Origin of the sequence: Phaeobacter porticola (genome assembly GCF_001888185.1) — a bacterium.
GTDB lineage: Bacteria > Pseudomonadota > Alphaproteobacteria > Rhodobacterales > Rhodobacteraceae > Phaeobacter > Phaeobacter porticola.
This window is the reverse complement of record NZ_CP016364.1, coordinates 1,904,989-1,918,663: the sequence shown is the minus strand read 5'-3', so window position 1 is coordinate 1,918,663 and position 13,675 is coordinate 1,904,989. Positions and strand designations below refer to the sequence as shown.

The following is a 13,675-nucleotide window of genomic DNA, read 5'->3' as shown; positions in this document are numbered from 1 at the left end:
GAGTCCGTCTGGGGGCTTTGCTTTCGGGACGGTTACTTTTCTCTGCGGCTTTTGCTCTGAGCAAAGCGATAGGACGTGTTGCCGGTTTCGATGATTGCGCAATGGTGGGTGACGCGATCCAGCAGCGCGGTGGTCATCTTGGCATCGCCAAAGACCGAGACCCACTCTCCGAACTCCAGGTTGGTGGTGATGATGACGCTGGTTTTCTCGTAGAGCTTGCTGATCAGATGGAACAGCAATGCTCCGCCAGACTTGGGGAACGGGATGTAGCCCAGCTCGTCGATGATGACGCAATCCAGAGCCGAGAGTTGCCGGATGATCTTCCCGGCATTGCCCTCGGCCTGTTCCTTGATCAGGGCGTTGATCAGATCGACGGCGTTGAAGAAGCGTGCCTTCTTGCCGTTGGTGATCAGGGTGGTGCCCAAAGCGATGGCGATATGGGTTTTGCCGGTGCCGGTTCCGCCCACCAGGATGAGGTTGTGCGCCTCTTGGGTGAACTGCCCTGTGCAGAACGGTTCGATCTGGGTCTGGGTGATGGCGGCAGCACCATAATCGAAGGTGGCGAAGTCCTTATGATGGGGGAACTTCGCGATCCTCATTTGATACTGGATAGAGCGCGCCCGCCGCTCTACAGTCTCCGCGTCGATCAGTTGCTTTATCGCTGTGGTCAGACTTGGTGGCTTGCGCGCGGACAGCAAATCATGTGCGCAAGCTGCCATTCCGTGCAACCTCAGGGCGGTCAGTTGGTCGATCAGGGCGTTCATGCGGCAACCTCCTCAGTCGAGCACAGGATCTCATAGCGCTTGCAGTCGGCCTCGGGTCGCAGGGTCAGTTGCGGATAGGCATAGGCTTCGCTGAGCGGCGTGATGACCGGCTCCACCAACTGGTTAATCAGGTTGATGATGGCGGGCAGGCGGAGGGTGTTTTGTGCCACGGCCAGTTCACAAGCCATCTCGACAACCTCGATCCCGTGATCCTGGACGAGCAGAAGCAGATCAACGAACTCCCGATCCCCGCCCTTGTCTGCCATGTAATGTTCCCTGATCTGGTGCATGGCCTCAGGCAGTTGCCAGTCCACGAAGGGTGCGCCATTGCGTAGGGCGCCGGGCTTGCGATCCAGCAGAGGAACATAGTGCCAGGGTTCAAAGTAGCTGACGTTGCGGGTGAAGCGGCGCTTATGCTCGGCGATGATATCCTGGCCCGACACCAGCATAATCCGGCCCGCATAAGCGCGCAGCGACACATGTTGACCGGCAAAGTGGGACGGGACGCTGTAGCGGTTGCTGGCATATTGAACCAGGCAAGTGGATCGGACACGAACCGTCTTCTCAACATAGCCGTCAAAAGGCCGACCCAAGGGGCGCAGCTCGGCGCGTTCGTCTTCGAACACCTCGGCAATCGTGCGATCCTGCTGTTCGGGATGGGGACGATTGGCCAGTTCTTCACAGCGCAGGCGCAACCAGTTGTTCAGCGCATCAAGATCTTCAAAGGCAGGCTTGGGCACAAACAACCGGCCGCGCAAAAACTGGACCTGGTTCTCGACCTGCCCCTTCTCCCAACCCGCTGCGGGCGTGCAGGCAACAGGTTCCATCACATAGTGGTTCATCAGAGCCAGGAACCGGGGATGGAATATCCGGTCCTTCGAGCGGGACACATAGGTCACCATGGTCTTGGGGTTATCAATGATCACCCGTCGTGGAACCCCGCCATAGAAAGACAGTGCCTGCACAAAAGCATCCAGAACCATCTCCTGGGCTTCGCCGGGATAGGCGATCACCAAAGGCTTGCGGCTGTGGCACAGGCGGAAATGGGCAACCTAGATCTTTTGTTCAACGCCGCCCAGGACAACCCGTTCTTCGCTCCAGTCAAACTGAAGGGCGTCACCAGCAGCAAAATGCAGGGGGATAAAAGCATCGCCAGAACCGGCGCCAGCCCGCTTCAGATCGCGGACAAATCGCTGAACTGGAGAATAGGACCCGGTGTAGCCTTCCACCACGAGCTGCTCATAAAGCTTCTGGGCCGTTCGCCGCTCCCGACGTGGTCGCTTCTGGTCCTGATCGAACAGTTCCTGAAGCCGGAGATCAAACCCGTTGCACAGTTTGTGCCGAACCGGTGGAGCCTGGCGCTGGTAGCTCGGCGGGCTCTCATCCTTCAAATACTTCTTGATCGTGTTGCGCGATAATCCCGTCGCCCGCGCAACAGACCGGATACTGCGCCCTTCAACCAGCACCCACAGACGGATCTTCGATACACTTTCCATCAATAACACCTGCTCTTTCCTCCGCACTTGAAGCGCGGATGTTAACGAAACAGGTGGGTCAATTTTACTCGCTCATAACCCACCTAAGTGGGTCAATTTCGCATGCCGATTCACACCCTGTGCACCGGGGCTGTGTGACGTCAGCCGTTGGTCCAGAGACTTGTGGCGTCGATGTGGGCGCGTATTGCCATTCGGCTACGTTGGATGGCACGCTATAGCATATGGTTTTTGGGTGCGCCCCTGATTGCCGACTGCGGCGAAGGCCGCAGCCGGTGTCGTCGCGATTAGGCCGATTGTGCGTATGATATCTGTGACGTGTCGCAGGTTACGTCATCCCAATCATCGGCGGGAGACGAACCCGCCTCTGCCCATGTATCCGTTGCAGCGGCAGATGGATCAAAGGTAAAGCCGGATACAGCCTGCACAAGTGTCTGAGCCTCATCGCGTAACATCTGCCCGGCGGCGGCGGTCTGTTCCAGCATTGCAGAATTCTTCTGGGCATTCTGATCCAGGCTGACCACGGCTGTATTGACCTCTGACAGCCCGTTGGATTGTGCCACCGTGGTCGAGGCAATCTGCTCAACTTTGCCGACAACGGATTCGACCGAACTCTGGATCGACGTGAGGGCCGTGCCGGTCTGGTCGACCAGAGTGACCCCCTGTGCCACCTCGGTTGTGCTGACTTCGATCAGCCCGTTGATTTCCTGCACCGCATCGGCTGACCGCTGCGCCAAACCGCGCACCTCTGAGGCCACCACCGCAAAGCCACGGCCGGCTTCGCCTGCGCGGGCGGCCTCGACACCGGCGTTCAGGGCCAACAGATTGGTCTGAAAGGCGAGATCCTCGATTAGGTCGGTGATCTTGGCGATAGCGCCGGACGAATCCTTAATCCGCTGCATGGCGGCAATGGTTTGGCGGGCCAATTCACTGGTCGTTTGGACTTGGGTAAAGGCATCGCGGACGATGTCATTGGCCTGCCGCGAGCCTTCTGCGGTGCCGCGCACGGTATCGTCAAGAGTTTGAAGCGCAGCGGCCGTTTCCTCGAGTGAGGCGGCAGAGTTCTCGCCCCGGCGTGAGGCGTCCTCGGCGGCGGCCGCGATTTCTGCGGCGGTGGAATTCAGGACCTCGCTACTGTGGGACAGCTGGCGCACCATGCCAGTCAAATTGTCGCTAAGATTGTCGACCGCCGCGGCAATTTCCTTGAAAATACCTTGTTGCCCGGCCGGCATCCGCTGCGACAGGTCGCCTTCAGCCAGCGTAGCAAGCACTTGACGAATGTCGCCAAGGCCGGATTCGGCAGCATCACCAATGGCATTCACGCCCCGGCCGAGATCGGCGAAGGAGCCGCTGACGCCCTCAACGTGCAGACGCTTGGAAAAATCTCCGGCCGCACAGGCGCTGATCACCTCAGAGATTTCACGGGTCAATGTGTCTTTGACCTGATTGTCTGCGCGCAATTCTTCTACTGCGGCTGAGATGGTCGAGATTTCCTTTATGCGGGTCTGCGGGGCAGGAGAGGAAAAATCGCCTGCCATGATCTTTTGCAGCACCAGATTGACACGTGACAGCGGCCGCGAAATGCCAATTGCCAGGGCAAACGCGACGACGATAAAGACGCCAAGCCCGCCAAATCCCGCTTTCAGGGCGTTGGAATTGGCCGTGGCAATCGCCCCTGCGGCACTGGTGTGAATGGTGTTGAGCTGTGCTGAAATCTGATTGCCGATGGTCGTCAGCAGCGGCTGTGTTGACGCTTCGATCGCATCCAGCGCGTCGTAGTGTCCATCAATGACCGTTCTTTCTGCGGCGTAGGCGTTGAAAGAATTCTGATAGGCGGTCAGGAGGCTGCCGATACGGGCACGTTGCGAGATGTTTTTGTAGTAGCTGCCGGGAAAGTCACGGAATTCATCAACGCGGGCATTCAGCCGTTCTATGTATTTGGGAGCATGGCGCATAATGAAATCTTTCTCATGTCGCCGCATCATCAGCATTTTAACTTTCATTTCCGGCTCAGCGGTGGCTTCCAACGCTTTTTCAACGCCTTGGACGGAGCTGCGCAATGAGCCCTGTAGGCCGGTCTTCTCGTCGAAGCCCAGACGCTGCTGGCTCGCGGCGACATCGGAAAATCCCGCCTCATAACTGCTGATGGCCGCGGAAAGCAGTGCGAGATTTTCAGACATCTCGCCCATCCGCGCGAGGTTTGCTGCCTGGGCTGTGGCGGTCTCCAGATGACTTGCCAACAGTGCCATGGTTTCGGCCTGAGTGGCGATAATCTCATCGCTCGGCTTCAGGCGAAAATTCATCTCGGTGATGCGCGCGATCTGAAAGTCGGAGCTGATCTGGTCTAAGGTGAGTGCAAACCCTTCGACGGCTGTGACCTCGGCCTCGATATCGGTGCGCAACTGGTCTGTATAGCGCGACAGGCCGATCAGTGCGAACATCACGGCGCTGGCCAGGAAAACGATCATAAACACAGCTGTTTTGATGGATGTTTTGAAAATCATAGTTGTAGTACCCGTTCTATCGTCTCTTAGACGACTAGGGGCAGGCCGTTAAAAAACTGTGGAATTCTGTTGATAGACCGCAAACAGATCGTGATATTTCAGGAAATTATTGGACTATCCATACATTTGCAGAGGGCGGCCTGCGGTGCCGGTGCCGGTGCCGGTGGCGGTCGAATGACATGGCGCCGACTGTTGATCGCGCGACGGGTCGAACACAGCACTGGCGCCAAGGCTAAGCATCCGTCGAACAACGGTAAGTCACGAAGAGAATGGTGCGAGCTGATCACAAAAAGGCGAGAATCCGCTATCTGGCTGGCAAGGGAAGCAACACGGCATATTTCAAGAGTAGAGCACCGAAAATCCGCGTGATAGCGCCTGATTAAGGTTGGCCCCTCAGGGATGGAGAGGGAGCCTGCCCGAACAATATTGGAGCATCTCCTCATGAACACCAAACTCGCCTCTCAAGTCGGGGTGACAGCCCTTGTCGCCGCCCTGGGTGCGCCGGCATTTGCTGGCCCAACATATGAGAACAGCTCGGGCGGGACTTTCCGCTACTATGGTCAGTTCAACCCGTCCTTCCAGTCGTTTGACGACGGAGCCGACGATTTCAGCGCGTTGGTCGATAACGCCAATTCCAATTCGCGTATTGGGTTCTGGCTGGAGCAGCCTTTTGGTGAAAACACGCTGCGGTTCAATTTCGAAACCGCCTTTGGACTGCGTTCTTCCGATGGCGTTGACCAGAACGGTCGTCCGCAGAATATCAGCTGGGACCGGACCCGGATCCGCAAAGTTGATATTCAATATGCAACGCCGCGCTATGGCACGTTCTCTTTTGGTCAGGGGTCTATGGCCTCTGACGGGCTGGCGGAATCTGACCTGTCAGGCACAGGCGTGATCCAGACCTCGGCTATCGCAGATTCTGCGGGCGGTTTTCTGTTCCGTAGCTCGACCGGTACGCTTTCGTCCGTCAGCATTGGTTCGGCCTTCCGCAGCCTTGACGGTGGCCGATTGGGCCGGGTGCGTTATGACACACCTGAATTCAGCGGCTTTACCGTATCAGCGTCCTACGGCGAGGAAATCCTACGGTCCAACTCTGACCGCGAAGCCTATGACATCGCGGTGCGGTATACCAACGACGACCTTGGCGATTTCACCATTAATGGCGCATTGGGCGCGGTGTGGAATGAAAATGGGCCGGGCACCAAGACCCGCGATATCGTTGCATCCTTTGCGGCACTACACGAACCAACTGGCGTGTCCTTTGCAGTTGCCGCAGGAGACCGTGACACGGGCGGCGACTATGGTTTTGCTAAGCTGGGATATACCACGAACTTCCTGTCGGTTGGCGCGACCTCCTTTGCCGTCGACTATTACGATGGCTCTGACATGGTCACCAGCGGCGACAACGCAGAATCCTGGGGTGTTGCCGCCGTTCAGAACTTCGACAATCTGAACCTGGAAACCTATGTGGCTTATCGCGACTACTCCTATTCGGATACCAGCGCGACAAGCTATCAGGACAGCTCCTCCATCATGGCAGGCGCGCGCTGGAAGTTCTGATCCTAGGAGAGGGCGACCCGTCTGGGTATCACCCCACGATCACGCGAATTGAAACACGCCCTTCGGGGCGTGTTTTGACGTTTTTTGAGCCAAAAATCGCGTCAACACTGCCTGTCAGAGCGCCTGTGATGGCAATCCCCCTTGCGCCGCCGGTCATGTGCAAATAGAAGGCGTCAAATTGTCTGGGGGAGCGCCTGCGCGCGCGCCCCGAATCTCTATGGGGAATATGATGCAGGTCACCGAGACGCTGAACGAAGGTCTGAAACGCGGCTACGCGATCACCGTTACCGCCGCCGAACTGGACGCGAAGGTCAACGAAAAACTGGTCGAGGCGCAGCCCGAAGTCGAGATGAAAGGGTTCCGCAAAGGCAAGGTTCCTATGGCGATGCTGAAAAAGCAGTTCGGCCAGCGTCTGATTGGCGAAGCTATGCAGGAAACCATCGACGGTGCGATGAACAAGCACTTCGAAGACAGCGGTGACCGTCCGGCCATGCAGCCCGATGTCAAAATGACCAACGAAGACTGGAAAGAGGGCGACGACGTCAATGTCGAGATGTCCTACGAGGCGCTGCCCGAGATTCCAGACGTTGATCTTTCCGGTGTTGAGCTGGAAAAGTTGATCGTTAAAGCCGAAGACGAAGCCGTCGACGAAGCGCTGGCCAATCTGGCCGAGACTGCGCAGGAATTTGAAGCCCGTGAAGACGGCGCTGCGGCCGAAGACGGTGACCAGGTTGTCATTGACTTTGTTGGCAAGGTTGACGGCGAAGCCTTTGAAGGCGGCGCAGGCGACGACTACCCGCTGACACTGGGCTCCAACTCCTTTATTCCGGGCTTCGAAGAGCAGCTGGTCGGCACCAAAACGGGCGAAGAAAAAGACGTCACCGTCACCTTCCCCGAAGAGTACCAGGCCGAGCACCTGGCCGGTAAGGAAGCCGTGTTCTCCTGCACCGTGAAAGAGGTGAAAGCCCCCAAAGCGGCAGAGATCAATGATGAACTGGCCAAGAAATTCGGCGCCGAAGACCTCGCAGGTCTGAAAGAGCAGATTTCTGAGCGCCTGGAAGCAGAATACGCCGGTGCCGCCCGTGCCGTGATGAAGCGTGGCCTGTTGGACAAGCTGGACGATCTGGTTTCCTTCGACCTGCCGCCCTCGCTGGTCGAAGCAGAATCCAAGCAGATTGCACATCAGCTGTGGCACGAGGAGAACCCAGAGGTTCAGGGCCATGATCACGATGAGATCGAAGCCACTGACGAGCACAACAAGCTGGCCGAGCGCCGCGTGCGCCTTGGCCTCCTGCTGGCAGAACTGGGCCAGAAAGCCGAAGTCGAAGTGACCGACGCGGAAATGACCCAGGCCATCATGCAACAGGCACGTCAGTACCCGGGTCAGGAACGCCAGTTCTTTGAGTTCATTCAGCAGAATGCTCAGATGCAGCAGCAGCTGCGTGCGCCGATTTTCGAAGACAAAGTCATCGATTTCATTGCTGAACAGGCAAAAGTGACTGAAAAAGAAGTCTCCAAGGACGATTTGCAAACTGCAGTTGAAGCTCTGGAAGACGAGTAATCACGCCTAGATCTGCGCCCTGCGCAGGTTTAAGGATTTGATTTGAAAAGGCCGTCCCTTGGGGCGGCCTTTCTGTATTGTGGGTGTGTTTAGTCACGGTTGGACAAGAGAAAACCGCCCTAGGTTCCCCCGGGCGGCTGGTGCCTATCTGACGTGTGATCCCGAATGATCGTCGGGTAGCTCAAGGCTTAGAACAAGAAATTATCAGAGCTGGACAGCTCAGAAACTGAGACATTCTCAATCGTCACGACAACATTGTCGAAGGACATGACCACATGGTTACCCTTTGCGGAAAAATCGATCTGGTTGATGTTTTGCGCACCGTTGAGGATGTCGATCTTGTCTATGCCCAGTTCAAAGTCGCGGATGCGGCCACGGCCATGGTTGCTGCCAAAGGCAAAGCTGTCGGCACCCGCGCCGCCGATCAACAAGTCATTGCCCTGCTGGCCAAACAGTTTGTCGTTGCCGTTGCCACCGATCAGCGTGTCATTGCCGGCACCAGCGCGAATGGTGTCAGCCCCGTGCGAGCCATTTAGCACATCATCGCCGTTCTGACCGATCAGGCGGTCACGCCCACTGCCGCCGCGCAGATCATCATCACCTGCGCGTCCGACAAGCCGGTCATTGCCACCACGCCCTGACAGCAGATCATCGGCATTGCTGCCGTCCAGGACATCTCGGCTGACCGTGCCGAGCAGCGTTTCACCAATTTCAGGAGCGCCGATATCAAGCGGGGCATTGCCGCCTGCTTTGCGATCTTGCCAGAAAGCGATCAGCGCCTCGGTTGTGGGGCTGTCGTAGCCGCCGAAATCCTTCACGTATTTCAGGATTGAAGTGCCGTATTCATCGGTGGAGGCCGTATCGCTCAGCAACAGTGTAGCGAGCCCAGATGCGCCACGCAGATGGGCCGCGGCCATCAGTCCGGTCAAAGACAGCGTGACATCAACCATCGCGCCGTTGACATCACGGTATGAGACAGACTGGTCGATATAGTCACTGATGCTGCGGCCTTGTCGGCCAAGGTAATACTCCAGCATCTCGAAGTTATAGCCAAACGCCTCGTTGATGGCGGTGTCTTGTGCGGCGTGCGTTTTGAAGTCATCCAGGCTGTTGACGCCGTTCTTACCGGTCCAGGTGCCATCCCAGCGATTGATCGTATCACCGCCTAGGTAGAAAACATCGTCCTGATAATAACCCAGATCAATCAGCAGCGCTTCGCCGAATTGATAGCCGACAAACCCCAGCGAGTTGGTCGAATGATACGCCATATCGCGCCAATCGGTGGCGTTCAGCTGGCCCCAGCTGCTCAGACCCGGATAGAAACTGCCAACCGGCGCACCTGCCCATTGCGTCAGCTGCGCATCGCTGATCTGCCCCGCATCATAGCGGTCCCGGTCCCAGCCGGATTCAAACGCCAGAAGCGCATTGCGAAAGTCATTGAAACTGCCGTTTGGCATCGTAACTGCTCCTCTTGCGTATCAACCGTCTTGACGCGGACTGCTGGTGTTCAGCGTTGTCCGACACATGGCATGCCGGAAAACTCTGTCGCAAGAAGGGGGCAGAAATTTGGCAAACAAATGCCTAAAAAGGAGTAAGGACAGCGTAATTTTGCTCGAAATTTGTAAAAATTAACCTTTAGGGCGCGCCTCAACAAATAGTGTGCAAGCGGGGCGTGTACGCCTAGATCTGCCGCCCGACCACGTTTGGCCGGGCGGCGAGAATCATTTCATTTTTCGCAAATCGGAAACAGTCTGTTCACAGCGAGATTCTATAGCGTGCAAAACCATCCGGGCCTTCACCCGCAGGTTCAATTGCAATACTCTCGACGCTGTCGACATAGGCGGCCGCCTTTGGACCGGTGTCAAACAGCACCGATGTGTCCGCAAGCGGCGCAAAGCGCCAATTGGCATCCGCACGTGGGCTGATAGTGCCTTTCTCAACGATATAGCGCACGATGACATCGCGGTTGGTGTCTGGCCCCTCAAAGACAACCGTATCACCCATCGCGCCGGGGAAGGCGCCACCGCCGCCTGCGCGGTAATTGTTGGTGGCGATAATGAACTCCTGCGCGGGGTCAATCGGCGCGCCGTTGAACTCCAGACTCACAATGCGGCTGGCGTCGGGATTTTCCAACGCGCCCTTAGCCCCGAACTTGGAGGGTTGCGACAGGTCGATCTGATAGGTCACCCCGTCGATCACGTCAAAGTTGTAGCTGGGGAAGGCCGGGTTCAGCAGCACCTGATCCGTCTCACCGGGGGTGATCTGGTTGAACATACCGGCAGAGCGTTCCAGCCAGTCCTTGACCTGCGCACCGGTCACCCGCACCGCACGGGCGGTGTTGGGATAGAGGTAGAGATCCGCGACATTTTTGATCGCCACATCGCCCTTGGGCACATCGGTGTAATACTCCGCACCACCGCGACCGCCAGCCTTGAACGGGGCCGCTGCAGAGAGGATCGGCAGCCCCTCGTGTTCAGTACCTTTCAGCATCTGTTCGATATACCAAGTCTGCGCAATCGACACGATCTGCACCGATGGATCATCGGCAACCAGTGCAAAATAGCTGTGCAGGGGTGCGTCGGTCTTGCCCACGGCGCGGCGCACATATTGCAGCGTCTCATCATGCTCTTTCTGCGCGGCCGCCAGCACTGCTGGGGCGCTGTCGACCAGGGCGGTGATCGAGCGGTCCTCTTCGCGCCGAGAAATTGGCCGCGCTTCTGACGCATGGCCGACGACGCGCCAGCCAGCGCCATCGCGTTCCAGCATCAGATCAATCAGACCCATATGGCTGCCCCAGAACCCGCCCATGGTGGCAGGGGTGCCGTGGATGGTGCCCTTGTCGACATCGACCCCGGCAAAATCCGCATAGGTGGAGGAGGGGAAGACCAGATGCGAATGGCCGGTCATGATCGCATCAATGCCCTCAACCGCCGCCAGCGGGACCGAGGCGTTCTCCATGCCATCAGCTTCCTGCGCGCTGCCAATGCCGGAATGTGAGAGCGCGATAATGATATCGGCCCCTTTTTCCTTCATCTCTGGCACATAGGCGCGGGCGGTTTCCAGAATGTCGCGCGCCTGAACGTTGCCCTCCAGATGGCGGCGGTCCCAGTTCATCACCTGCGGGGGCACAAAACCAATAAGGCCAATCTTGATTGGATGGGTGTTGCCCGCGCCATCAGTCAGCTGACGTTCCATAATCACATAGGGGGGCAGCAGGGTTGTGTCGTCACGCGGACCGGCGCCGGTGGATTTGGCGACATTGGCGCAGACCACCGGGAAATCGGCCCCGGCGAGGGATTTCATCAGGAAATCCAGCCCGTAGTTGAACTCATGATTGCCCAGCGTTGAGCCATCAAACCCCACGGCATTCATTGCCTGAATGACCGGATGGGTGTCACCTTCCTTCATGCCGCGCTCATAGGCGATATAGTCGCCCATCGGATTGCCCTGTAGAAAATCGCCATTGTCCAGCAGTACGGAATTGGTGGCTTCGGCGCGAATATCGCCGATCAGCGAGGCCGTACGCGCAAGCCCGACCGTGTCGCGCGGTTTGTCGGCATAATAGTCATAGGGAAACACATGCACATGCAGATCAGTTGTCTCCATCAGGCGTAGATGCACCTGGTTGGAGGCCGCCTGAACAGAAAACGGATGCAGAGCGATAAGCCCGGCGCTGCCAGCCAGAAAGGACCGGCGATCAAGTTGGATAGGCATTTTTCACTCCGACGTCTTTTTGTAATAGACATCCATGCTAGCAGAAAAATGCGCATCGTCATGTGACAGTTTTGCGCTAACAGGTTTGGCGGCAGCCTGTCGCGCATTCTTAAGAATATGTTTTCTGTCAGGTGGTTGTGAGCGTCGCCTTAGGGGCGCAGCCCGGTTTCACGCAACATGCCCCGGCGTTTGGCAGCATAATAGTAGCCGCGCGAATAGTGCTTTACCGCCTGATCATAGCTGCCATCGGAGAGGAGCCAGGCACCGCGCAGGTACTTCACCGCGTATTTCAGGTTGGTATCCGCATCCAAAAGATCCTTGTTCTTGCCACGAAACCCCATGGAGCGGGCGGTGGCGGGCAGGATCTGCAACAACCCGTAATAGGGCCGGTTAATGGCCCAGGGCCGATGGGTGCTCTCGCGGATTGCGAGGCGATGGACCAGCGGGCGCGGCACCTCATAATGATCCGCCCAGAAATTGATCTTACGCCGCAGTTCGGGGGTCTCATTGGGATAGAGCGGCGGTTCGGCGGCGCGCTTTGTTGCGGCGGGTGCATCGCCGCAGGCCGCAAGGGCCAGAGGGGCAAGAATAAAGGCCAAAGCCGTTCTGCGATCAATCATGGATACTGCCGTGTGTAGGATCCGATATCTACGGATCAGCGGCAGATTAGGCGGGCAGGGTGGGCAGGGCAAACATCGGATTGACCGATCGGCGGATATCTACCGCCGTGTCAATTGCGCCGAGAGTCCAGCGCCCGACGGCCTCTTGCGGCGAGGCGCAGTGTGCCGCTGAAATCCATCAAGTTTTAGGGGCAATCTCGTTGTTTGCAGCTGCGTGCTGCCGCATGGTTTCTGCGCGCATGATCTGGGGTCAGCCCCCGTTCCAACTCGGCTCCCGTGCCTGCGGCCCGCTTGGGACGTCCATGCTAGGGATCGCAAGGGGGAGCCTTTGCGGTCCCGTTTCCCGTAGACTTAGCATTTGGCCAGTACGGGCACAGCGCACAAGACCTAGCGCTGGATCATTCGGTCAGGGTTGTGCTGCGTCAGCTCGGCAGTGATCAGCTCTGTCGGCACCAGATTGCTGATAGCCTCTCCCTTGTATCTTGGGTTTTCAAAACTGAACCCGCGCAACAGCCGCAACAACAGGCGCCGGCGCAGAGCGGTTTCTTCTCGGATCAGATCCTCTTTCATGGTCACCCCCAGATGACTGAACAACGTCAAACACATCGGCCATGGGCGGCGCCCAAGGCGGGCCCTAAGGTTGCAGAAACAGTCAAAGGCAAGGTTACCCTTGCGCCGCATTATGCTGAGAGTTTGAGTAGATTTTAATGCGTCCATGTTGATCCGCCCAAGGGCAGATCTGACGTTTGGAATGGAGCGGTCACAGCATCGCCAGATCATGAAAAAGGCCGCCCCAAAGGACGGCCTCTCTCAATCTCAACAGATCCAATGCCGCTTAGGCGTTGGTCTCTTCGTCGCTTGCAGCCGGGGCTGCATCGTCGTCGTCGTCCGAAGCGGCGGAGCCGATATCGTCGAACAGCTCAGAGATTTCGAATTCAGCAGCGGCTTCTTCTTCAGCGGCCAGCTCTTGAATCGATTTGCCCGAGGCCTGCAGCTCAGCTTCTTCAGCCGAACGTGCAACGTTCAGTTTGATCTGAACTTCGACTTCAGGGTGCAGCTTCACAACAACGCTGTGCAGGCCAAGATCCTTGATCGGCGAGAGCAGAGCGATCTGCTTCTTGTCGACCGAGAAGCCTTCTTCGGTGGCTGCGTCTGCGGCGTCACGAGGTGTGACGGAACCGTAGAGCGCACCCGCGTCAGAAGCGGAGCGAATCACGATGAACTGCTGACCGTCCAGCTTTTCAGCCAGTGCTTCTGCTTCTTTTTTGGTTTCCAGGTTGCGCGCTTCGAGCTGCGCTTTCTGGTCCTCAAAACGAGCGATGTTGTTCTGCGACGCGGTCAGCGCCTTGCCTTGCGGCAGCAGGAAGTTGCGAGCATAGCCGGGCTTTACGTCCACGACTTCGCCCATTTGGCCCAGCTTGGCCACACGTTCCAGAAGGATAACTTGCATGTGCTTATC

The 13,675-nt window shown here is 57.5% G+C and carries 11 protein-coding genes and 1 pseudogene; 2 read left to right on the top strand and 10 right to left on the bottom strand.

Annotated elements, in window-relative coordinates; translation table 11 throughout:
• Positions 1 to 32: 32 nt before the first annotated feature.
• The 5 genes and pseudogenes from istB to PhaeoP97_RS09200 all read right to left on the bottom strand — a co-directional run bounded on the left by istB (position 33) and on the right by PhaeoP97_RS09200 (position 4,725).
• Positions 33 to 764: an IS21-like element helper ATPase IstB gene (istB, locus tag PhaeoP97_RS09210; RefSeq protein WP_072503358.1), complete on the bottom strand. Its 732-nt coding sequence runs from the start codon at positions 762 to 764 to the stop codon at positions 33 to 35.
• Positions 761 to 1,390 carry a Mu transposase domain-containing protein gene (locus tag PhaeoP97_RS20905; protein WP_420849006.1) on the bottom strand — a complete coding sequence of 210 codons (630 nt, stop codon included), beginning with the start codon at positions 1,388 to 1,390 and terminating at the stop codon, positions 761 to 763. The genes istB and PhaeoP97_RS20905 overlap by 4 nt, the downstream gene beginning before the upstream one ends.
• A pseudogene (locus PhaeoP97_RS20900) lies at positions 1,367 to 1,804 on the bottom strand (IS21 family transposase); the annotation flags it as partial. The pseudogene PhaeoP97_RS20900 and the gene PhaeoP97_RS20905, both read right to left, overlap by 24 nt.
• A 12-nt stretch (positions 1,805 to 1,816) precedes the next feature.
• Positions 1,817 to 2,260, bottom strand: coding sequence for a hypothetical protein (locus PhaeoP97_RS20495; RefSeq protein WP_217525901.1), 444 nt, complete (start codon positions 2,258 to 2,260; stop codon positions 1,817 to 1,819).
• Positions 2,261 to 2,544: 284 nt separating this feature from the next.
• Positions 2,545 to 4,725: a methyl-accepting chemotaxis protein gene (locus PhaeoP97_RS09200; RefSeq protein ID WP_237028914.1), complete on the bottom strand. Its 2,181-nt coding sequence runs from the start codon at positions 4,723 to 4,725 to the stop codon at positions 2,545 to 2,547.
• Between the two features lie 477 nt (positions 4,726 to 5,202).
• Here PhaeoP97_RS09200 and PhaeoP97_RS09195 point away from each other — a divergent pair, with 477 nt between their 5' ends.
• Together PhaeoP97_RS09195 and tig are read left to right on the top strand one after the other, a co-directional pair.
• Complete coding sequence (locus tag PhaeoP97_RS09195) at positions 5,203 to 6,321, top strand: porin (RefSeq protein ID WP_072504829.1); 1,119 nt, start codon at positions 5,203 to 5,205, stop codon at positions 6,319 to 6,321.
• Between the two features lie 229 nt (positions 6,322 to 6,550).
• Entirely contained in the window at positions 6,551 to 7,882 is a 1,332-nt protein-coding gene (tig, locus tag PhaeoP97_RS09190; RefSeq protein WP_072506385.1) for a trigger factor, read from the top strand.
• A gap of 188 nt (positions 7,883 to 8,070) precedes the next feature.
• Here tig and PhaeoP97_RS09185 read toward each other — a convergent pair whose 3' ends face one another.
• The 5 genes from PhaeoP97_RS09185 to rplI form a co-directional block, all read right to left on the bottom strand.
• Complete coding sequence (locus tag PhaeoP97_RS09185; protein WP_072504828.1) at positions 8,071 to 9,339, bottom strand: calcium-binding protein; 1,269 nt, start codon at positions 9,337 to 9,339, stop codon at positions 8,071 to 8,073.
• Between the two features lie 298 nt (positions 9,340 to 9,637).
• Positions 9,638 to 11,596: a bifunctional 2',3'-cyclic-nucleotide 2'-phosphodiesterase/3'-nucleotidase gene (locus tag PhaeoP97_RS09180; RefSeq protein ID WP_072504827.1), complete on the bottom strand. Its 1,959-nt coding sequence runs from the start codon at positions 11,594 to 11,596 to the stop codon at positions 9,638 to 9,640.
• Between the two features lie 149 nt (positions 11,597 to 11,745).
• Positions 11,746 to 12,216, bottom strand: a complete 471-nt coding sequence (locus PhaeoP97_RS09175; protein ID WP_072504826.1) for a transglycosylase SLT domain-containing protein — start codon at positions 12,214 to 12,216, stop codon at positions 11,746 to 11,748.
• Between the two features lie 387 nt (positions 12,217 to 12,603).
• Entirely contained in the window at positions 12,604 to 12,786 is a 183-nt protein-coding gene (locus tag PhaeoP97_RS09170) for a peptidyl-tRNA hydrolase (protein WP_072506384.1), read from the bottom strand.
• 265 nt (positions 12,787 to 13,051) lie between these two features.
• Positions 13,052 to 13,666, bottom strand: coding sequence for a 50S ribosomal protein L9 (gene rplI, locus PhaeoP97_RS09165; RefSeq protein ID WP_072504825.1), 615 nt, complete (start codon positions 13,664 to 13,666; stop codon positions 13,052 to 13,054).
• Positions 13,667 to 13,675 lie beyond the last annotated feature (9 nt).